The sequence below is a fragment of the Kitasatospora sp. NPDC008115 genome (assembly GCF_042957205.1).
Taxonomy (GTDB): domain Bacteria; phylum Actinomycetota; class Actinomycetes; order Streptomycetales; family Streptomycetaceae; genus Kitasatospora.
The window spans coordinates 101,616-120,993 of sequence record NZ_JBIBHU010000019.1; the positions used below are offsets into that span (position 1 = coordinate 101,616).

The 19,378-nt window shown below is 73.6% G+C and carries 19 protein-coding genes; 8 read left to right on the forward strand and 11 right to left on the reverse strand.

The features are described from left to right. Positions 1-33: 33 nt before the first annotated feature. Positions 34-714 carry a TetR/AcrR family transcriptional regulator gene (locus ACFZBX_RS23640; protein WP_391535772.1) on the forward strand — a complete coding sequence of 227 codons (681 nt, stop codon included), beginning with the start codon at positions 34-36 and terminating at the stop codon, positions 712-714. 24 nt (positions 715-738) lie between these two features. Further along, complete coding sequence (locus tag ACFZBX_RS23645; protein WP_391535773.1) at positions 739-1,572, forward strand: class I SAM-dependent methyltransferase; 834 nt, start codon at positions 739-741, stop codon at positions 1,570-1,572. A gap of 7 nt (positions 1,573-1,579) precedes the next feature. On the opposite strand, the gene ACFZBX_RS23650 is transcribed toward ACFZBX_RS23645, so the two are convergent. Together ACFZBX_RS23650 and ACFZBX_RS23655 are read right to left on the reverse strand one after the other, a co-directional pair. Further along, positions 1,580-1,858, reverse strand: a complete 279-nt coding sequence (locus ACFZBX_RS23650) for a hypothetical protein (RefSeq protein ID WP_391535774.1) — start codon at positions 1,856-1,858, stop codon at positions 1,580-1,582. Further along, positions 1,855-2,274, reverse strand: a complete 420-nt coding sequence (locus tag ACFZBX_RS23655) for an ATP-binding protein (RefSeq protein ID WP_391535775.1) — start codon at positions 2,272-2,274, stop codon at positions 1,855-1,857. The genes ACFZBX_RS23650 and ACFZBX_RS23655 overlap by 4 nt, the downstream gene beginning before the upstream one ends. A gap of 303 nt (positions 2,275-2,577) precedes the next feature. Between ACFZBX_RS23655 and ACFZBX_RS23660 the strand changes: the two genes are divergently transcribed. After that, the gene (locus ACFZBX_RS23660; RefSeq protein ID WP_391535776.1) at positions 2,578-3,423 is read left to right on the forward strand and encodes a DUF5753 domain-containing protein; all 846 of its coding nucleotides are present in this window, start codon (positions 2,578-2,580) and stop codon (positions 3,421-3,423) included. After that, complete coding sequence (locus tag ACFZBX_RS23665) at positions 3,420-3,638, forward strand: DUF397 domain-containing protein (protein ID WP_391535777.1); 219 nt, start codon at positions 3,420-3,422, stop codon at positions 3,636-3,638. The genes ACFZBX_RS23660 and ACFZBX_RS23665 overlap by 4 nt, the downstream gene beginning before the upstream one ends. A 50-nt stretch (positions 3,639-3,688) precedes the next feature. Here ACFZBX_RS23665 and ACFZBX_RS23670 read toward each other — a convergent pair whose 3' ends face one another. The 4 genes from ACFZBX_RS23670 to ACFZBX_RS23685 form a co-directional block, all read right to left on the reverse strand. Further along, positions 3,689-3,880 (reverse strand): ferredoxin, encoded by a 192-nt coding sequence (locus tag ACFZBX_RS23670; protein WP_391535778.1) that lies wholly within the window; start codon positions 3,878-3,880, stop codon positions 3,689-3,691. A 5-nt stretch (positions 3,881-3,885) separates the two neighbouring features. Continuing rightward, positions 3,886-5,106 carry a cytochrome P450 gene (locus tag ACFZBX_RS23675; protein ID WP_391535779.1) on the reverse strand — a complete coding sequence of 407 codons (1,221 nt, stop codon included), beginning with the start codon at positions 5,104-5,106 and terminating at the stop codon, positions 3,886-3,888. Positions 5,107-5,366: 260 nt separating this feature from the next. Then, a complete protein-coding gene (locus ACFZBX_RS23680) occupies positions 5,367-6,584 on the reverse strand; it encodes an ROK family transcriptional regulator (RefSeq protein WP_391535780.1) in 1,218 nt (405 codons plus the stop codon). Between the two features lie 206 nt (positions 6,585-6,790). Continuing rightward, complete coding sequence (locus ACFZBX_RS23685) at positions 6,791-7,354, reverse strand: dihydrofolate reductase family protein (RefSeq protein WP_391535781.1); 564 nt, start codon at positions 7,352-7,354, stop codon at positions 6,791-6,793. Positions 7,355-7,644: 290 nt separating this feature from the next. Between ACFZBX_RS23685 and helR the strand changes: the two genes are divergently transcribed. Next, positions 7,645-9,840, forward strand: coding sequence for an RNA polymerase recycling motor ATPase HelR (gene helR, locus ACFZBX_RS23690; protein ID WP_391535782.1), 2,196 nt, complete (start codon positions 7,645-7,647; stop codon positions 9,838-9,840). A 70-nt stretch (positions 9,841-9,910) separates the two neighbouring features. Here helR and ACFZBX_RS23695 read toward each other — a convergent pair whose 3' ends face one another. Continuing rightward, positions 9,911-10,282: an SMI1/KNR4 family protein gene (locus tag ACFZBX_RS23695; protein WP_391535783.1), complete on the reverse strand. Its 372-nt coding sequence runs from the start codon at positions 10,280-10,282 to the stop codon at positions 9,911-9,913. A 258-nt stretch (positions 10,283-10,540) separates the two neighbouring features. Between ACFZBX_RS23695 and ACFZBX_RS23700 the strand changes: the two genes are divergently transcribed. Continuing rightward, the gene (locus ACFZBX_RS23700; protein ID WP_391535784.1) at positions 10,541-12,316 is read left to right on the forward strand and encodes a SpoIIE family protein phosphatase; all 1,776 of its coding nucleotides are present in this window, start codon (positions 10,541-10,543) and stop codon (positions 12,314-12,316) included. A gap of 131 nt (positions 12,317-12,447) precedes the next feature. On the opposite strand, the gene ACFZBX_RS23705 is transcribed toward ACFZBX_RS23700, so the two are convergent. From ACFZBX_RS23705 to ACFZBX_RS23715, 3 genes are all read right to left on the reverse strand, one after another. Further along, entirely contained in the window at positions 12,448-13,641 is a 1,194-nt protein-coding gene (locus ACFZBX_RS23705; RefSeq protein WP_391535785.1) for a trans-sulfuration enzyme family protein, read from the reverse strand. An 81-nt stretch (positions 13,642-13,722) separates the two neighbouring features. Next, positions 13,723-14,727 (reverse strand): signal peptidase I, encoded by a 1,005-nt coding sequence (gene lepB / locus ACFZBX_RS23710; RefSeq protein WP_391535786.1) that lies wholly within the window; start codon positions 14,725-14,727, stop codon positions 13,723-13,725. Positions 14,728-14,862: 135 nt separating this feature from the next. Next, positions 14,863-15,945, reverse strand: coding sequence for a helix-turn-helix transcriptional regulator (locus ACFZBX_RS23715; RefSeq protein ID WP_391535787.1), 1,083 nt, complete (start codon positions 15,943-15,945; stop codon positions 14,863-14,865). 269 nt (positions 15,946-16,214) lie between these two features. Here ACFZBX_RS23715 and ACFZBX_RS23720 point away from each other — a divergent pair, with 269 nt between their 5' ends. Next, a complete protein-coding gene (locus ACFZBX_RS23720) occupies positions 16,215-16,811 on the forward strand; it encodes a helix-turn-helix domain-containing protein (RefSeq protein WP_391535788.1) in 597 nt (198 codons plus the stop codon). A gap of 14 nt (positions 16,812-16,825) precedes the next feature. Next, positions 16,826-18,142, forward strand: a complete 1,317-nt coding sequence (locus tag ACFZBX_RS23725; protein WP_391535789.1) for an MFS transporter — start codon at positions 16,826-16,828, stop codon at positions 18,140-18,142. Here ACFZBX_RS23725 and ACFZBX_RS23730 read toward each other — a convergent pair. Next, entirely contained in the window at positions 18,109-19,278 is a 1,170-nt protein-coding gene (locus tag ACFZBX_RS23730; protein ID WP_391535790.1) for a magnesium and cobalt transport protein CorA, read from the reverse strand. The genes ACFZBX_RS23725 and ACFZBX_RS23730 overlap by 34 nt on opposite strands. Between the last annotated feature and the right edge of the window lie 100 nt (positions 19,279-19,378).

Sequence of the window (19,378 nt, forward strand, 5' to 3'; positions counted from 1 at the left end):
CACTGTATCGCCCAAGCACGGTATCGTGGCGGCATGTTGGTGTGGGAGAGACCGGAACCGCCTGGCCGGCCGACGCCGGCCCCGCTCAGCCGGGACCGGATCGTGGGTGCGGCGATCCGACTGGCCGACGCGGACGGCCTGGAGGCGGTGTCGCTGCGCAAGGTCGCGGCCGTGCTGGGCGCCGGGCCGATGCGGCTGTACGGCTACATCGCCACCAAGGAGGAACTGCTCGACCTGATGGTCGACGCGGTCCACGCCGAGATCCGGCCGTCCGGCGGCAGTTGGCGGGAGGTACTGCACTCCCTCGCCGACGCCACCCGCCGCGCCGCCCACCGCCACGAGTGGTTCGCCGACCTGATCGGCGGACGGCCGCACCTCGGACCGCACACGCTGGCCAGCGGGGAAGCCGTAGCGGCCGGGCTGAACGGCGTCGACCTGGACCTCGCCGTGCCCGCGATCGCCGCCGTCAACGCGTACGTGGTCGGCGCGGTCCGCCGCGAGATCACCGAACGCCGCGCCGAGCGGACCACCGGAATGGACAAGGAGCAGTGGCAGGCCGCCTACGGCCCGTACCTGCAACGCACCTTCGCCACCGGGCGGTTCCCCGCACTGGCCATGGTCGTACGCGACGGCCCCCACCTGGACCCCGACGAGACCTTCCGCACCGGCCTCGGCTTCCTCCTCGACGGCATCGAAGCGCACATCTCACGCTGACCGAACGAAAGGTGGTGGACCGCCATGGTCACCGGCTGGCAGTGGGACGAGACGCTGTTCGCGGGCACCGCCGAGCACTACCGGCACGGCCGACTGCCTTACGCCCCGGGCCTGGTGACCGCACTCGCCGAGGCACTGCACCTCGACGGCCGGGGCCGACTCCTCGACGTCGGCTGTGGCCCCGGCACGCTGGCCCTTGAACTGGCGGGGCACTTCGCGGAGGTGGTCGGCGTCGACCCGGATGCCGGGATGATCGCCGAGGCCGAACGCGGCGCCGCCGACATGGGGTTGACCGGCAAGTCCCGTTGGATTCGGGCACGCGCCGAGAAGCTGCCGGGCAACCTCGGCGAGTTCACCGTCGCCACGTTCGGGCAGTCCTTCCACTGGATGGACCGCCCGCTGGTGGCAGCCACCATGCACACCCTGCTGCGCCCGGGCGGGGCACTCGTCCACCTCTCCGACCTCAAGTCCGAGCCCCGCCCCACCGAAGGCCTCCCCCACCCCCCGGTCCCGCACCCCGCCATCGCCGACCTGGTACGGACCCACCTCGGCCCGGTCCGCCGCGCCGGCCAGGGCTTCCTCCCCCACGGCACCCCCGGCAACGAGGCGGCAGTCCTCACCGCAGCGGGCTTCACCGACCCCCAACGCCTCGTCGTCCCCGGCGGCCACCCCCTCACCCGGACGACCGACGAGGTCGTCGCCGGCGTCCTCTCCCTCTCTTCGTCCGCCCCACACCTGTTCGGGCCACACCTCGCGACCTTCGAGACGGACCTCCGCCACCTCCTGCACGACACCTCACCCACCGGCCTGTTCGCAGAACGCCAGCCGAGCACCGAGGCTTTCATCTGGAGACGGTGAACCTCCGTCACTCCATGACCGCCCACCGGATGCGCAGGTGGTGCACGCCCTCGGGCAGGATGACCGGCAGCGACAACGGACCGGTGCGGTCCAGGTATTCGCGCACGAGACGCTCGGAGCAGGGCCCCGTCAGGTACCGCTCGAACCACTCCCACTGCGGACGGCTCATCGGCCGGAACCGGAGCGCGGCCCAGAGTGCGGTGAGCGCCTTCGGGAACAGCGCGTAGGTCGTCGGCGGCATGACGCCGCCGGTGATCTCGACGGTGACCAGCCGGTCCGCCCTCACGCCACACCCTCCGGGCCGACCTCGCACCAAACGATCTTCCCGACTCCACCCCGAGGGCAACAACCCCACTTCTCGGACAGCGACTTGACGAGTAGCAGACCACGCCCCGACTCGTCGTCCCGCCCGGCGGTCTGAAGGATCGGCGCACGATCGCCGCGCGCGTCGTGCACCTCGATCCGCAGCCGGGACTCATCGGCGGAGAGCTCCAGCAGCACCCGGTTGTCGCGCGGGGATCCGTGCATCACCGCGTTGGTCACCAGCTCGCTGACGAGCAACAGGCCGGTGTCGATGAAACGTTCGCCGCCGACGACGTCGACGAGCAACCGTTCGAGTCGCAGCCTCGCCTCTGCCGGCGACCGCCTGCTGCGCGGCAGCCAGCAGCTGACACTTCGGGCCAATTGGGGAAATCCGGACATGGGGGAGCCGCCTTCCGCACAAGGGTTCTAGCCACGGCGGCCGACCATGGCATGGAGACGTCCAACCGGCAGCCGTGAAGCGCAAGCAAGAGCAGAACGCCGGACGCAAGCGTCACGGCGAGTCATACTCTCGTCACGATCAGCATGGAGTAGACGGCACCCCTCCAGCAAGCCAAGTCGAGCAAATATGAAAACTTTCACTCTCCAGCGCAAGGTGCCTCGCCTGGAGTCGAGTTGGCGGTGGCGGAGCACCGTCGCGACCGTGCACACTGGTCTACGCACCACCCAGGAGGGGCTACAGACATGGCAATTGCAGTGCCAGCCGTGCGCTACCGGCGTATCGCGGCGGAGTTGCGGCGGCTTCGCGAGCTCAGGAACCTCTCGGCGGAGGAGGTCGCGGCCCAGGTCGACGGCGTCAACCTGGTGAAGCTGAGCAGATACGAGAACGCCCGGGTGCAGTTGAAGCCCGATGTCGTCCGCGCGCTCCTCGACTTCTACGAGTGCGAGCCGGAACTCAAAGAGGTTCTCGTTGAGATCCTACGAGACAAGCACCGGCCAGGTTGGGCGGCCGGGTTCGATCAGCTCAACTCGCTGTACCACGATCTGATCAGGCTCGAAGAGACCGCCATCGGCAACAAGTCCTACGAGTCCTCCTATATCCCCGGGCTTCTCCAGACGCGGCGCTACGCGCACGCCATCATCTCCAGCGGCGTGTTCACAACTCCCAGCGTCGAGGCCCGTGTCGATGTGCGGATCAACCGGCAATCGGTTCTCACGCGGGCCGAAGCGCCACTCAAACTGTGGGCGGTCATCCACGAGTCGGCGCTGACGATGAGAGCCGAGGGCGGCGTCATGGCCGACCAACTCGACAAGCTCATCCAGTGGAGCGGTCTTCCGAACGTCAGCATTCAGATCATGCCAGCCCTGGCCCCTCCACACCCCGGTATGAGCGGACCGTTCACGCTACTGGAGTTCCGTCAGCGAGACCTGGACCTCGTACTGCTCAGCGACATGCTCGCCAGCAACTGGGTGGAGAAGCCCGATCACGTCGATCTCTACCGCACGGCCTTCGACGAAATCATGGCGACCGCCCTCAGCCTCGGCGAGTCACTCAACGTCATCCGAGAGAAGAGAGATCAGCTCAAGTGACCCACTACTCCGTCGCATCCGCCCTGCCTGTCGAGTGGAGGAAGGCTTCCGCGAGCAATCCGAACGAGAACTGCGTCGAAGCCGGACGCCTCAGTAGCCGTGTGGCAGTCCGCGACAGCAAGGACCCCCACGGACCCGCGCTCGCGTTCTCGGGCGATGCGTGGCTCGCGTTCGTCGCCGGTATCTGTGCCGGGGAGTTTGCCGCTCACCGCTGAAGCCTGCTGCGAGGGCCTGCGCCGGGTGATGGCGCAGGCCCTCGCCGTGGTCAGGTGAAACTCAGTGCCGCCGCCGGGCAGGTGGTGATGGCGAGCTGGACGGCCGGGTGGGTGGACGGTGGTGGGTGGGGGTCCAGCAGGGTGACGAGGCCGTCGTCGTCGTTCTGGTCGAACACCTCCGGGGCGGTCAGGGCGCACATGCCTGCGCCGATGCAGCGGGTGCGGTCGGCGTGCAGTTCCATGGCGGTCAGCCCTCGTCCCAGGTGACGGGCAGCCGGTGGACGCCGTAGATGTTCATGGTGGTGCGCAGCGGCACCTCGTCGGCCGGGACGGCGAGGCGCAGCGTCGGGAAGCGGTCGAGCAGGGCGGGCAGGGCGACCGTCAGTTCGACGCGGGCGAGTTGCTGGCCCAGGCACTGGTGCATGCCGTGACCGAAGCCCAGGTGGCCCGCGGCCTTGCGGTGGAGGTCGAGGGAGTCGGGGTCGGGAAAGCGTTCCGGGTCGCGGTTGGCCGCTTCGAGGGAGAGGGTGACGCTCTCGCCCGCCCTGATCAGCCGGCCCTCCAACTCGACGTCCTCCAAGGCGGACTTGATGCTGGTGTGGGCGATCGTCAGGTAGCGCATCAACTCCTCCACGGCCTGCGGCGCCAGGGCCGGGTCCCGGCGCAGCGCCTCCGCCTGGGCCGGGTTGCGGAGCAGCGCGAACGTGCCGTGGGCGATCATGTTGGCGGTGGTGTCGAGACCGGCGGCGAGCAGGAACCCTCCCAGGCCGACGAGTTCCTCGTCGGTGAGGTCGGAGTCGCGGGTGAGGTCGCCGAGCAGGTCGTCGGCGGGTTCCACGCGCTTGGCCGCGACCAGTTCCGCCATGTACTCCTCCAGCCCGGCCATCGCGGCGTAGCGCTCCTCCGGCGACGCGTCCGCGGTCATCAGGGTTTCGGCGTGGCCCTGGAAGCGCTCACGGTCGGCGTAGGGCACGCCGAGCAGTTCGCAGATCATCAGTGCGGGGACGGGCCGGGCGAACACCTCGACCAGGTCGGCGCCCGGCCCACCGCGTTCCATCGCCTCCAGGCGCTCCGCGGTGATCTCCTCGACCCGGTCGGTCAGCAGGCGCATCCGGCGGACGGTGAACCGGCCCGCCAGGAGCCGCCGGAAGCGGGTGTGCTCGGGGGCGTCCATTCCGGTCATGTCGCCGACGGGGGCGGGCGGCAGCGGACCCTCGGGGCCGCCGGGCAGCGGATAGTGCATCAGCTCGTACCGGGAGCTGAAGCGGGGGTCCGCCAGGATCGCGCGGACCGCGGAGTGACCGGTGGCCAGCCAGCCGACGTGGCCGTCCGGGTAGGCCATCCGGGCCAGCGGGTCTCGCTCGCGCAGCTCCGCCAGGCCGGTGGGCGGGTCGAAGGGGCAGCCGGCGGCGCGCTGCGTGGGGATCGTCACGGGCGAGGCGGTCGACGTCGACGGGTCGTGCGGCATGGAGTCCTCCAGAGGGGAGCGACGTGGTCCGGCGTTGATGCGGGCGAGTCAGCGCGCGGCGTGGCGCGTGACGCGTGGCACCATTGGCGCCAGCCATGGCGCCAACGCCAACCACACGCACCCTGCGTCGGCTGGCCGGCCATCCCGGCCGTCCACCCCCGAAGAGTGCCCGCACGAGCCATCATGACGCCACCCCGACACCAAGGCAAGCGATTTTGGCACCCGATGGCGTCAACATGGCGTCGCCATGGCGCCAGGACTCAGTCCGCCGGTGCCGTACGCCGTTCGAAGACCTCCACGCGGGCCCGGTCCAGGGCCGTGGACACGGCGCCCAGGAGCACGGCCTCCTCGCCGAGCCGGCTCGGGGCGAGCATGGGGCGCATCGGGCTGAGGTGCTGCAGGGCCTGGCCGAGGGGGTCGAGCAGCAGGTCGGCGCTGGCGCCGATGCCGCCGCCGAGGACGATCAGGTCCGGGTCGAGGACGGCCGACAGCACGGCCACCGCGTAGGCCAGTTGGCCGGCGGCGCGGTGGACGGCGGTGGCCGCCAGCGGGTCGCCCGAGCGGGCCGCGTCGAAGACCTCCTTGGCCGTCAGCGGACCGCTCATCCCGAGGTCGAGGGCGGTTTGGACGACGGCGTCGGCCGCCGCGGCCTGCTCGATGGTGCCACCGGGCGCGCCGTCGGGGCGCGGCGGGAGCGGGACGAGGCCCACCTCGCCCAGCGCGCCGTACGCGCCGACCAGCGGCTCGCCGTCCTTGACCACGCCCACGCCCAGGCCGGTGCCGACGAGCACGTAGGCGAACATCCGGCTGCCGCTCCCCCGGCCGGCGCCGAGCGTGTACTCGCCGTGCGCGGCGAGGTTGGCGTCGTTGCCGACGGTGATCGCGGTGGCCAGTCCGTCCGCTATCCGGTCGAACAGGCCGGGTCTGCCCCAGCCGGGCAGGCTGGTGGCGTACCGCACGCCGCGCCGCTGCTCGTCCCAGACACCGGGCGTGCCGATCACCGCGTGCACGATGTCCGCCGCCGCCAGACCGGCCTCGGCGGTCGCCTCGTGGGCGGCGGCCACCACCGCGTCGGCGACCTCGTTAGCCGTCCGCCCCTTGTTCGGGATGTCGCGGCGGGCCACGACGTCCCCGGCGAGGTCGGCGACGGCGACCCTCAGCCGGGCCCGGCCGATGTCGACCCCGAGCACGTGTCCGGCGAGCGGGTCGGGCTCGTAGAGGACGGCGGCGCGCCCGCGCTCGGGTATGAACCGCCCGGCCTCGCGGGCCAGGCCGGCGTGTTCGAGGGCGGCCAGCGCGGTGGAGACGGTGGGCTTGGACAGGCCGGTGTCGCGGGCGAGTTGGGCACGGGAGGACGGACCACCGAGACGCAGCCGTTCCAGCAGCAGCCACTCGTTGTTGCTGCGCAACCGCTGCCGGTTCCACGGCTGCGCCGGTGCGGGGCCCGGCGGAACGGTGGTCGGCAGGTCGCGGCTCATCGGGGCCTCCGGTCTCGGGGACGGTCGCGGGCACGGTCTCGGACGGGGCCCGGGCGCGGTCCCATGGCGCGCCGGTCGGCGCCCGGGCCCGGGTCACCAGCCAGTATGACCGGTCGTCATCCCGCTCACCGGCGGGTTCTCACGCGCGATCCGATGATCGGAGAGGAGAGGAGAGAAGGATGACACGCTCGCCGTGTGACGGGTGCTCAGCGCTTCGTCTCGTACCTGCTCAGGATCACGCCGCACGGAAGCGTCCGCGTCTCCACCAGGTTCAGGTTCACCCAGTTGTCCAGCGCGGTGAAGAACGGCGTGCCGCCGCCCACCAGGACCGGCGCGGTGGCCAGCACGTACTCGTCGATCAGCCCCGCCCGCATGGCCGTCCCGGCGAGCGTCGCGCCGCCGATGTCCATCGGGCCGCCGTCCTCGGCCTTGAGCCGGGTGATCTCGGCGACCGCGTCGCCGGTGACCAGGCGGGAGTTCCAGTCGACCTGGTCGATCGTCGAGGAGAACACCACCTTCGACATGTCCCGCCAGCGGCGCGCGAACTCGATCTCCGCCGGGGTGGCGTCGGGCCGCTGGTCGCCGGTCGGCCAGTAGGAGCTCATCGTCTGCCACAGCTTGCGCCCGTACAGCGTCAGGTCGGTCGCCTGCAACTGGTCGGACCAGAACCGGAACAGTTCGTCGCTCGGCACACCCCAGCCGATGTCGTCGCCGGGCGCGGCGATATAACCGTCCAGGGTCAGATTCATGCCGTAGATCAGCTTCCGCATGACCCCACCGTTCCGTGAGTCGGCCTCACATCGCCGCAGACGGTGATGGAATCGGTCGCGGTCGACAGGCGGGTGGAGGGTTGGACGGCCGGCTTACCCCCGAGCCTGCGGGGAGGACCCTTCGGAACCTTCGACTCCCCTCGCCACTCTCAACTTATAGCGCAAGGGGGGCCTTGCCGCAAGGCCCCCTCCCTGGCGCACAATCGTCGACCTGAAGCCGGATCGAGCCCACTTGGGAGTTTTGCGTAGTGCATCAGCATGTGTCGGAAACCCGGAGCGGAGCCGCTGCCATGACCGCCCTCACCACCAGCGCGTTCGACCTCCCCGACCGCCTCTCCGCCAAGGCCGACCCGGCGCTGGTCGCCCAGGACGAGCGGCACTTCGCCGCCGTCGCCGAGAGCCTGGAGCGGGCGATCGCCGAGGTCTCCGACAGTCTCGACGCCGCCCGGCGGGCGCCGGGCGGTGCGGGCCGGGCCGCGATGGACCGGGACCTGGAGGTCCACCGCCTGACCGGCCGCCTGCGCGCGCTGCGCCGCTTCGGCCTGGACCTGTGCCTGGGGCGGATCGTCCCGGCGGACGGCGGCGATCCGGTGTACGTCGGCCGCCTCGGCCTGACCGACAGCGAGGGCCGCCGGCTGCTGCTCGACTGGCGCTCGCCCGCCGCCGAGCCGTTCTTCGCCGCGACCCACGCCGACCCGATGGGCCTGGCCAGCCGCCGCCGCTACCGCTGGACGGGCGGCCGGATCACCGACTACTGGGACGAGGTGTTCGCCGCCGAGGGCCTGGAGGGGCACGCCGCCCTCGACGACCAGTCGGCGTTCATCGCCACGCTCGGCGGCAGCCGTTCGGCGCGGATGCGCGACGTGCTGGCCACCATCCAGGCGGACCAGGACGCCATCGTCCGGGCGGGCTCGCGCGGCGCGCTGGTCGTCGACGGCGGTCCCGGCACCGGCAAGACGGTGGTCGCCCTGCACCGCGCCGCCTACCTGCTCTACTCCGACCCCCGGCTCGGCCACCGCCGCGGCGGCCTGCTGTTCGTCGGCCCGCACCAGCCCTACCTGGACTACGTGTCCGACGTGCTGCCCAGCCTCGGCGAGGAGGGCGTGCGGACCTGCACGGTGCGCGACCTGGTCGCCGAGGGCGCGGGCGCGGCGGTCGAGAGCGACCCGGAGGTGGCGCGGCTGAAGGCCTCGGCGGAGATGGTGCGGGCGGTGGAGAAGGCCGTGCGGATCTACGAGGAGCCGCCGACCGAGGGGATGACCGTCTCGACGGACTGGGAGGACCTCTGGCTGAGCGCCGACGACTGGGCCGAGGCCTTCGAGGCGCCCGATCCCGGCACCCCGCACAACGAGGCGCGCGAGCAGGTCTGGACGGAGCTGGCCGAATTGCTGCTGGCCAAGCTGGACGGCGGCGAGGACATCCCGGTCGAGACGTTCCTGCGCTCGCTGCGGCGGGACGAGGAGCTGGTCGCCGCCCTGCACCGCGCCTGGCCGCTGCTGGAGGCCGCCGACGTGGTCGGCGACCTCTGGACGGTGCCCGCCTACCTGCGGCTGTGCGCCCCGTGGCTGGCCCCGGAGGAGGTGCGCCGGCTGCAACGCGCCGAGGCGCAGGCCTGGACGGTCTCCGACCTGCCGGTCCTGGACGCCGCCCGGCAGCGGCTCGGCGACCCGGAGGCCGCCCGCCGCAGGCGCCGCCAGGAGGCCGCGCTCGCCGCCGAGCGCGACCGGATGGCCGACGTCATCTCGGACATCCTCGCGGCCGACGACGACGGCGAGGGGGCGGTGGCCATGCTGCGCGGCCAGGACCTCAAGGACACCCTGGTCGACGGGAGCTCGCTGCCCGCCGACGACCCGGACCGGCTGGCCGGCCCGTTCGCCCACATCGTGGTGGACGAGGCGCAGGAGCTGACCGACGCCGAATGGCGGATGCTGCTTCAGCGCTGCCCGTCCCGCAGCTTCACCATCGTCGGGGACCGCGCCCAGGCCAGGGACGGTTTCGCCGAGTCCTGGCAGGAGCGCCTGGCGCGGATCGGCCTGGACCGCACCGAGGTCGCCTCGCTGAGCGTCAACTACCGCACACCGGAGGAGGTCATGGCGGAGGCCGAGCCGGTCATCCGGGCCGCCCTGCCGGACGCCAACGTGCCCACGTCGGTGCGCCGCAGCGGAGTGCCGGTCGGCCACGGGACGGTCGCGGAGCTGGACGGCGTGCTCGGCGCCTGGCTGGACGCGCACGCCGAGGGCACGGCGTGCGTCATCGGCGACGCGGCGTTCGCGGCGGAGTTCGAGGCGACGTGCCGCGCGGAGTTCCGCGGGACGTCCCGGATCCGGGCGCTCACGCCGGAGCTGGCGAAGGGGCTGGAGTTCGACCTGGTCGTGCTCGTCGACCCGGCGTCCTTCGGCGAGGGCGTCGCGGGCGCGGTCGACCGCTACGTCGCGATGACCCGGGCGACCCGCCGGCTCGTGGTGCTCACCGGCGGCCGGGGCTGAGAACGACCGGGCCGGCCACCGCCGTCAACTCCTGGCGGTGGCCGGCGCGGCGCCCTTCGTCAGCGGGAGGTCAGGCCCGCAGGGTCGCGATCCAGGACGCGAAGTCCGCGGACTCGACCTCGAAGTCCTCGGGGGCCAGATCGCCCAGGCCCGACGAGTACACGGCCGAGCACGGGTCGCCGGCGCGCAGGAGGAAGCCGCGGCCGCCGCTGTCGTCGCCGATGAGGACGAACCCTGGTGCGTACTCCGCGACTTCGTAGGTGCTGTTGCGTTCGCCGATGCACCCGGCCGGGTACACGGTCACACCGGCGTCGGTCATCAGACCGTCCGTCACCCCCCACAGGGCCACCAGCGGAGCGGGCAGCCCCAACCCGATCCCGGCCCGGGCCCGCGCCACATCGGCCGGCGTGGCCGCCGTCGGCCCGGCAACCGAATCCGCCATGACGATGCCGCTCCTCCGCTCCGCCGGACAGCTGGACCCTGCCACCCGGGCCCGCTCCCGGGCAAACCGCCGGCAGTCCGGGATGACGGTGCCGCTGTTGTCGTCCACGGCCCGTGCGGCCACCTGGCCGCCGGCCCGGCAGCGGCCGACCGGACCTCGAACCCTCGGCCCTCCGGCTCGCTATCGGAAACCCGCCGGTTGGTCAAGCATGCGATATCCCGTGGGCGTGCCGCGCCCGGGCGAGTGATCATGGGACCCATGCGGTTCCGGCAGGGCGGAGGAGGACAGGGCGGCACCCCGGCGGGCGCGGACGGTACGGCGCTCGCGGCGGCGGCTGCGGCGCTCTCCGCGCGGGCCGACGTGACTACCGACGGTGACATCCCGGATCTGCCGGGTGAGCTGCTCGGCGCGCTGCCGGCCGGGGTGGCGCTGCTCGACGCGGAGCTGCGCTGGGTGTACCTGAACCCGGCGTTCACCACGGTCACCGGCCTGCGCCGGGCCGACCTGCTGGGCCGGCCGGCCGAGACGACGGCGTTCGCCGAGGCCGTCGGCACGCTGCGCCGCGTCCTGGCCGACGGGCGGGACCGGGAGCAGGTCGTCGGCGGCCCGGACGGTCCGGGGGCACCCGTGCCGCCGGGCCTGCGGGTGCGCTACCGGCCGCTGACCGCCGAGGGCCGGGTCACCGGCGTGGTGGTCCTGCTGCTGGACGACCCGGACCCGGTCCAGGAGCTGCGGCGCGAACTCGCCCAGGCCCGGACCCGCCTCGCCCTCCTGGAGACCGCCGCCGAGCGGATCGGCACCACGCTGGACGTCGACACCACCTGCGCCGAGCTGGCCGCGTTCGCCGTCCCCCGGCTCGCCGAGCTGGCCACCGTCGACGTGCTGCCGCCGGACGCCGAAACCCGCACCGGCCGTACCCCGGGGCGGCGCTTCCACCGGGCCGCGCTCGTCTGCGCGGACGGGCTGCGCCCGGCCGTGGACCGGCTGCCCCGCCCGGGCGAGTCGGTGCGCCACCGGGAGGGTTCGGTCGCCGCCCGCGCCCTGGCCTCCGGGGTCGCCGTGCTGGTCGCGCCGGGCACCGCCGGGGAGCTGACCGAGGCGGCGCCCGACCCGGCCTCCGCGGCCGCCTACCGGGCCGCCGGGGTGACCTCTTTGCTGGTGGTCCCGCTGACCGCGCGCGGCCGGATGATCGGACTGCTGACGCTGGCCCGTACCGCCGCCTCCCCCGGCTTCGGACCCGATGACGCGGTGCTGGTCGGCGACCTCGCCGCGCGCGCCGCCACCGGCATCGACAACGCGCGCCGCTACAGCCGTTCCCAGAGCATCGCGCTCGACCTCCAGCGCGCCCTGCTCAGCGAGCCGGGCCATCCGCACCAGAACCTCGAACTCGCCTCCCGCTACCTTCCCTCCGGCAGCAGCTCGGTGGTCGGCGGTGACTGGTACGAGACCGTCCGGCTGCCGTTCGGGCGGACGCTGCTGGTGATGGGCGATGTGATGGGACACGGCGTCGAGGCGGCCGTCGACATGAGCGGCTACCGCGCCACCCTGCGCGACGTCGCCGAGACGGACCTGCCGCCGCACCGGATCCTGCGCCAGCTGGACACCGTCATCGCCGCCAACGAGTCCGCCCGCCCGGCCACCTGCCTGCTCGCCCTCGCCGACCCGGGCCGGGGCCGGTGGACCTTCTCCAGCGCGGGCCACCTCCCGCCCGCCCTGGTCGCGCCCGGCCGGCCCACCGAGCTGCTGCGGGTCCCGACCGGGCCGCCGCTCGGCACCGGGCTCGGCGGCTACCAGCAGTGCGACCGCGAGCTGCGGCCGGACGAGACCCTGCTGCTGTACACGGACGGCCTGGTGGAGCGGCGCGGCGAGGACATCGACGCCTCGCTCGCCCGCCTCGCCGCGCTGCGCCTGCCCGCCGCCGGGCCGCTGGACGACCTGCTGGACGCCGCCCTGCACGGCGTCGGCCCGGGCGTCGGCTGCCCGGCCGAGGACGACATCGCCGTCCTGGCGGCGCGGCCCCGGCACCGGCCGTAGCGCGATCCGGCGACCTGGGTCTCCGGTGGCGGGGTACCGGTCGGCCGACCGGACCGGGCCGGTCCGAACGGCCCGGCCACGGACCCTCCGCCGCCCCCGCCGCCCCCGTCGCCGCCTCCGCCCGCCGGGGCTCAGAGCCCGGCCAGGGCCTGCTCCAGATCGGCCCGGATGTCCTCGGGGTGCTCGATGCCGGCGGCGATCCGGACGGTGCCCGGGCCGATGCCGGCCGCGGTCAGCTCCTCGTCGGACAGCTGGCGGTGGGAGGTGCTGGCCGGGTGCAGGACCAGGGTGTGCACGCCGCCCAGCGAGGGCGCGAGCGAGGCGAGGCGGACCGCGCCGACGAAGGCGCGGGCGGCCTCCCGCCCGCCGGCCAGGTCGACGGCGAACACCCCGCCCTGGCCGTCCGGCAGCAGCCGGCGGGCCAGCTCGTGGTCGGGGTGGCCGGGCAGGCCCGGGTGGTGCACGGCGGCGACCGCCGGGTGGGCGGCGAGCCGGCCGGCCAGGTCGAGCGCGGTCTCGTTGTGCCGGCGGATCCGCAGGCCCAGGGTCTGCATCCCGCGCAGGGTCAGCCAGGCGGCGAACGGGTCCAGCGTCGCGCCCTGTTCCACGGCGTGGTGCCAGACGCGGTGGTGCAGTTCCGCGTCGGCGAAGACGGCGAGACCGGCCATGACGTCGGAGTGGCCGCCGAGGTACTTGGTGGCCGAGTGGATCACGATGTCGGCGCCGTGCTCGATCGGGCGGCAGAGCAGCGGCGTGGGGAAGGTGTTGTCCACCACGCTCAGCACCCCGGCCGCGCGGGCCGCGCCGATCAGCGCCGGCAGGTCGGCGACGCGCGCGGTGGGGTTGGAGACGGTCTCCAGGTACAGCAGGCGGGTGGTCGGCCGCAGCGCGGCGCGCACCTCCTCCGGGTCGTCGCCGCCCACCAGGGTGACGGCGACGCCCCAGCGCTCCGCAAGGTCGGAGAGCGTCGCGAACGTGCCGCCGTACAGGCTCCGCTGGGCGATCACGTGGTCGCCCGAGCGGAGCAGCGCGAGCAGCACGGTGTTGATCACGCCCATGCCGGAGGAGGCGGCCAGCGCCCCGCTGCCGCCCTCCAGGTCGGCCACCGCGCGCTCCAGCGAGCGGACCGTCGGGTTGCCGAACCTGCTGTAGTGGAACGCCCCGTCCGGGCCGGCGAAGGCGTCCGCGAGCGCGTCGCTGTCGGGGAAGGCGAACACATGACCCTGGTGCAGCGGCACGCCCAGCGGACGGCTGCCGGTCACCTCCTCGACGGGCGGGTGGACGATCCGGCTCTCGGGGCGCAGCCCGTGGTGGTAGTCGCTCATGCCGCCCATGCTGGCCCGGTGCAGCGGGAGCGGAACAGATCCAATCCGACTCCGGTGGACCTGGATTCGACGGCGGGCCGGTCAGTGGCCTTCGCCGTCGGACCGGACCGCCCGGCGGCGCCGCCGGAGCGCGTACGGGACGACCGCGGCCACCGCGGCGGCGCCCGGCACGGACGGTTCGACCGGCCACTCGCCGCCCGGGGCCGCGCCGCCCGACGCCAGGCCCTGCTTCCCGAAGGTGTCCGGCACCGGCAGGGTGTCCCAGCGCGACACCGGCCAGGCGATCACGAACGCCCGGCCGACCACGTTCTTCACCGGGACGAACCCGCCGCCCGGTTCCCTGACGTGGTAGCGGGAGTCCTGCGAGTCGTTGCGGTGGTCGCCCATCACCCACAGGTGGTCCTTGGGGACGGTCACCAGGCCCGCCGGCACGTCGTCGCAGGGCGTCGCGCCCGGGTACAGGTACGGCTCGTCCAGCGTCACCCCGTTGACCTTGACCGGGCCGCCCTGGCGGCACTCCACCGTGTCGCCGCCGATCGCGATCACCCGCTTGATCAGGTCCTTCTCGTCGTCGGACGGCAGCAGGCCCACGGCGCCGAGCACGGTACGGACGCCCTCGACGACGGCGTTGCCCTTCTTCCGGGGGACGGTGTCCAGCCAGCCGCCCGGGTCCTTGAAGACCACCACCTCGCCGCGGGACGGCTCGGCGCCGAACCACGGGGTGAACTTGTCGACCAGGACGCGGTCGTCCTTCTCCAGCGTGTGCTGCATCGAGCCGGAGGGGATGGAGAAGGCCTGGACGAAGAAGGTCTTGATGCCCAGCGAGAGCAGCAGGGCGACACCGATCAGGATCGGCAGCTCCTGCCAGAGCGGGCGCTTCTTCTTCTCCTTCTTCTCCGCCGTTCCACTCCGGCCGTCGCCGTCGCCTTCCGCCACAGCGGTGGTGACGGCCTCGGTCGCGGTCGCGGTCCCGGTCGTCTCGGCCGGCCCGCCCGGCTCCGGGACGACGGGACCGGTCGGACCCCCCACACCAGCCGCCCCGGCCGCACCGCTCCCCGCCGAACCCGCGCTCTCCTCCATGCTCATCCCTGGCCCCCTCCGGACGGCCCGGCGGGGCCCCGCCGCGGGACCCCCCGTTGTCAGCTAACGAACGATGGTTCCCGCCGACCCGTCAGAACGTACACCCGCCGACCGAACGGCGCCCGGCTTCACGGCACCGCCCTACGCCGTCCCGCCGCCAAGCATGATCCGCGCGACCAGCTCACGGCGGCTGGCCACCCCGGCCTTGGCGAACACCGACTTCAGGTGGTCCTGCACGGTGTACGGCTTCATCGCCAGCAGCCGCGAGACGTCCCGGGTGTCGTACCCGCGCACCAGCAGCAGTGCCACCTCCTGCTCGCGCGCCGTCAGCCCGTACGCGGAGAGGTAGAGCGGCATCGCGTCGGCGGGCGTCGCCGGGGCCGCCACCACCGTCACCTCGCCCTCGCTGCCGCCCTTCAGGGCCGAGCCGTGCAGCACGTACCAGCGGCCCGCGGAGTCCTGTACCCGGATCTTCGACTGCGGCACGACCTGGCCGCGGGCCACCCGGCGGGCCTGTTCGGCGGCCACCGCGAACGCCGTCGGCACGCCGAGCGAGGTCCGGCTCGGATCGGCCAGACGGCCGAGCAACTCCTCCGCCGGACCGGAGATCGCGAGCGGCCGGTTCGCCGGACCGAGCACCACCACGGCCGGGCTCTCCTCCCCCGGCCCTCCCTGCTCCGCCGCCTCCCGCCGGACGTCCCCAGCGGCCGGCGGCACGTGGCAGGCCCGTAGGGCGTTGCCCAGGTGGCGCGCGGCGAGGTCCGCGAACTCGCGCTGCCGGGCCAGGTACGGCCCCCGGTCGGCGGACCGCATGAACGCCGCGCAGCCCCACATCCCGCCGTGCGCGTCGAACACCGCGCGCAGCTCGTCGCCGAAGCCGCCCGGACCGATCAGCTCACGGAAGCGCGCGCTGTCCGCCAGTTGCCCCTTGGTCGCCCGGCTGAGCGTCTCCGCCCGCACACCGCTGCGGCGGATCGAGGGGAAGGTCGCCGGATCGTCCGCCCACACCTCCAGCCGCACGGCGTCCTCGAACCCCATCAGGCTGAGGTCGTCGCTCAGCACCGAGGTCACCAACCCGGTCGCCGGGTCCGCCGAGTGCCAGCAGACCGCGTCGTACCCCAGCAGCGCACGCAGCAGTTCGTCGGCTCTGCGGAACACGTTCTCGGCCGTCAGCCCGGCTCCGGCGAGTTCCCGCAGCCCCTCGATCGCCTGCTGCGCCGCCACCCCACGTGCTCCACGTGATCCCATGGCCCGGAAGTTAGCAGCCGCACCGACCACCGGCCCATGCCCCGACAGACGGATCCACCCTCCGCCTCCGGACGGTCCCGCTGCGGCGCCCCCTCATCCTCGTGAACGTCCCGCATCCCCCTCAAGTCGGCTACATCTTCCCCCTCCTGACCCTTCATCACCTGGAGCCGCCCGGACCGCACTTTGCAGAACTTCTTTTGCAGAACTTCTTTTGCGAAGTGCCCTGGGGCGGCTATTCTCCCCGCATGCTCGACGACGGACAGCGGCGCACGCTCGACCCCGAGCACGACACCGCCGCCTTCAAGGCCCTCACCCACCCCCTACGGATCCGCCTGCTCGGCCTGCTCCGCCAGGACGGCCCGGCCACCGCGAGCGAACTCGCCGCACGGACCGGCGAGTCCTCCGGCACCACCAGCTACCACCTGCGCGTCCTCGCCAAATACGCCTTCGTCGCGGAGGCCGAGCACCGCGACGCGCGCGAACGCCGCTGGCGCGCGGTGCACCTGATCACCTCCTGGGACGCCCGGGCGGTGAGCGCCACGCCGGAGAGCCGGGCCTTCGTCGCGTTCTCCCGGCGCGAGCAGGTCGACCACCTCGCCCGCTCGCTCGCCCGGCACGAGGAGGACGTCGCCTCGGGCCGGCTCGACGGAACGTGGGCGGCGGCCGCCGGCATCGACGACCTCGCGCTGCGCCTGTCCCCGGACTCGCTGGCCGAGTTGCGCGCACTCGTCCACCGGCGGGCCCTCGAACTGGCCGAGCGCGACCAGGACGCCCCCGGCACCGAGCAGGTCGTCCTGGTCACCGCCGCGATACCGCTCGCCGCACCCGGCGGTGCCGAATGAGCCGCACGAGCCGGATGAGCCGGACGAGCCGGACCAGCACGCCGTCCCCCGCGCACTCCGCCCGCCGCGCTTACCTGGCGGTCACCCTGCTCTTCTGGCTGCCGATCGGGCTGGCCACCGCGCCGCTGGTGCTGCTCTTCACCGCGCGCGGGCTCGGCCTGGGCGCCGTGGCGGGCCTGTTCGCCGTCCACTCGCTCACCACCGCCGCACTGGAGCTGCCCACCGGCGGACTCTCCGACGTGATCGGACGGCGGCCGGTGCTGGCCGCCGCCGGGGTGCTCGACCTCGCCGCCTTCACGCTGCTCGCGCTCGGCGACGCCTACGGGGTGCTGTTGCTCGGCATGGCGCTGCTGGGCGCCGGCCGGGCACTGGCCAGCGGACCCGCCGAGGCCTGGTACGTGGACGCCGTCCGCGCCCAGGCCGGACCGGAGGCCGATCTGCGGCCGGGACTCGCCCGGGGCAGCGCCACCGGCTCACTCGCCCTCGCGGCCGGCACCCTGCTCGGCGGGGCGCTGCCGTGGCTGCTGTCCGACGTCGACGGCCTGGACGGCGCCGTGCTGCCGCTCTCGGTGCCGCCGCTGCTGGCCGCGGTCGTCGAACTCGCCTTCATCGTCCAGGTCTGGGCGGCACTCACCGAGCCGAAGCGCCCGCCGACCGCCCTGCGCACCGTGTTCCGCAGCGTGCCCGTCACCGTGCTGACGGGGCTGCGCCTGGGCCGGCGCGACGCGGTGGTCCGCCGGGTCCTGCTGACCGCCGCCGCCACCGGGGCGGGTCTTGGCACCGTCGAACTGCTCACCCCCGGCCGGGCCGCCGAACTGACCGGCGCCGCCGAGTCCGGCGCGGGCGTCGTCGGCGTGCTGAGCTGCGTCGGCTTCCTCTGCTCCGCCCTCGGGGCCCGGCTCGCCCCCGGCGTGGCCGCCCGCTCCCCCGGCGGCCGGGCCGTGCTGCTCGGCCTGACCGCCGGCGCCGCCGGGGTCCTGCTGCTCGCCACCACCGCCCACGCCGCCGGCCCGGCCGCGGCCACCGCCGCCGCGTTCGGCTACGGCCTCACCTATCTCGGCCTGGGCACGGCCGGCCCGGACCAGAACGCCCAGCTCCACCGAAGCGTCCCCACCGAGACCCGGGCCACCGCCCTCTCCGTCCAGTCCCTCGCCCTCCAGCTCTGCGGCGCCCTGGCCGGCCTCGCCCTCGCCCTCCTCCCACCCGGCCCACCCCGCTGGCTCCTCGGCGCCACCACCCTCGCCACCGCCGCCCTCCTCTGGACGGCCCGCCGCCCGAAGACCGACCCGACCGGCCGTCAGAGCCAGTCGCGGCGCTTGAAGACCAGGTAGAGGCTGGTGCAGACCAGGGCCATCAGGGCGATCGCGAAGGGGTAGCCGAAGGCCCAGTGGAGTTCCGGCATCGTGTCGAAGTTCATGCCGTAGACGGTGCCGATCAGGGTGGGGGCGAAGAGGATGGCGGCCCAGGAGGAGATCTTCTTGATCTCGTCGTTCTGGGCGTGGCCGGCCTCGGCGAGCTGCTTCATCTCCTCGTTCTGCCGCTGGGAGACCAGGGTGGCGTTGACGGTGAGGATGTTCTGGAGCATCTGGCGGAAGCCGTCGACCCGCTCGGCGGCGTAGGTGGCGTGGTCGGCGACGTCGCGCAGGTAGCGCTGGAGCTCCTCGTCGGTGCCGTACTTGCCGAAGCCGGCCTCCAGGCTCTTCATGATCTCCAGCAGCGGCCGGGTGGCGCGCTGGAACTCGATGACCTCGCGGGAGAGTTCGTAGATGCGCCGGGACACCTGCGGGTCGCCGCCGAAGACCTCGGTCTCGATCTCGTCGATGTCGTGCTGGAGGCCCGCGATGACCGGGGCGTAGCCGTCGACGACGGCGTCGAGGACGGCGTACAGCACGGCCTCGGGGCCGAGGGCGAGCAGTTCCGGGTCGGTCTCCAGGCGGCGGCGGACGGCGGAGAGGTCGGGGGCCTGGGAGTGGCGGACGGTGAGGACGAAGTCGGGGCCGACGAAGAGGTGGATCTCGCCGAAGTCGACCTCCTCCACGTCGTCCAGGTAGCGGGCGGCGCGCAGCACGACGAAGAGGGTGTCGCCGTAGCGCTCCAGCTTGGGGCGCTGGTGGGCGACGATGGCGTCCTCGACGGCCAGTTCGTGCAGGTTGAACCGCTCGGCGGCCTCCAGCAGCTGGGCCTCGGCGGGGCGGTAGAGCCCGATCCAGGCCATGGTGCCGGGCTTGCCGGGCAGTTCGCGGTAGACGTCGGCCAGGTTGGCGGACGACTGCACGCGGTGGCCGTCGCGGTAGACGGCCGCGTCGACGACGGAGCGCTCCAGGCTCACGTGCTCGACCGGCTGGTCCGGGCGCGGGTCCATCGAGTGCTCGGGGGCCGGCTCGGCGGGCGCGCCGCCGGCCGGGGTGACGGGACGGGTGAAGGGACGCTTGCTCGCGCGCACTGCGCGCACACGCCAGTCGGACATGGCGGGGTACCTCCGCGGTTCGGGGGCCGCCGCAGCCGGGAACGCGGTGGTTCGCGCGGTGCGGGGCGGGCGGGAGGCGCCCGGCCGTCCTCCACCGCGC

Coding starts and splice junctions, on each gene's coding strand:
- ACFZBX_RS23640 (WP_391535772.1), top strand. CDS start 34: ATGTTGGTGTGGGAGAGACCGGAACCGCCTGGCCGGCCGACGCCGGCC.
- ACFZBX_RS23645 (WP_391535773.1), top strand. CDS start 739: ATGGTCACCGGCTGGCAGTGGGACGAGACGCTGTTCGCGGGCACCGCC.
- ACFZBX_RS23655 (WP_391535775.1), bottom strand. CDS start 2,274: ATGTCCGGATTTCCCCAATTGGCCCGAAGTGTCAGCTGCTGGCTGCCG.
- ACFZBX_RS23660 (WP_391535776.1), top strand. CDS start 2,578: ATGGCAATTGCAGTGCCAGCCGTGCGCTACCGGCGTATCGCGGCGGAG.
- ACFZBX_RS23670 (WP_391535778.1), bottom strand. CDS start 3,880: ATGGAACTGCACGCCGACCGCACCCGCTGCATCGGCGCAGGCATGTGC.
- ACFZBX_RS23675 (WP_391535779.1), bottom strand. CDS start 5,106: ATGCCGCACGACCCGTCGACGTCGACCGCCTCGCCCGTGACGATCCCC.
- ACFZBX_RS23680 (WP_391535780.1), bottom strand. CDS start 6,584: ATGAGCCGCGACCTGCCGACCACCGTTCCGCCGGGCCCCGCACCGGCG.
- ACFZBX_RS23685 (WP_391535781.1), bottom strand. CDS start 7,354: ATGCGGAAGCTGATCTACGGCATGAATCTGACCCTGGACGGTTATATC.
- helR (WP_391535782.1), top strand. CDS start 7,645: ATGACCGCCCTCACCACCAGCGCGTTCGACCTCCCCGACCGCCTCTCC.
- ACFZBX_RS23695 (WP_391535783.1), bottom strand. CDS start 10,282: ATGGCGGATTCGGTTGCCGGGCCGACGGCGGCCACGCCGGCCGATGTG.
- ACFZBX_RS23700 (WP_391535784.1), top strand. CDS start 10,541: ATGCGGTTCCGGCAGGGCGGAGGAGGACAGGGCGGCACCCCGGCGGGC.
- ACFZBX_RS23705 (WP_391535785.1), bottom strand. CDS start 13,641: ATGAGCGACTACCACCACGGGCTGCGCCCCGAGAGCCGGATCGTCCAC.
- lepB (WP_391535786.1), bottom strand. CDS start 14,727: ATGAGCATGGAGGAGAGCGCGGGTTCGGCGGGGAGCGGTGCGGCCGGG.
- ACFZBX_RS23720 (WP_391535788.1), top strand. CDS start 16,215: ATGCTCGACGACGGACAGCGGCGCACGCTCGACCCCGAGCACGACACC.
- ACFZBX_RS23725 (WP_391535789.1), top strand. CDS start 16,826: ATGAGCCGGACGAGCCGGACCAGCACGCCGTCCCCCGCGCACTCCGCC.
- ACFZBX_RS23730 (WP_391535790.1), bottom strand. CDS start 19,278: ATGTCCGACTGGCGTGTGCGCGCAGTGCGCGCGAGCAAGCGTCCCTTC.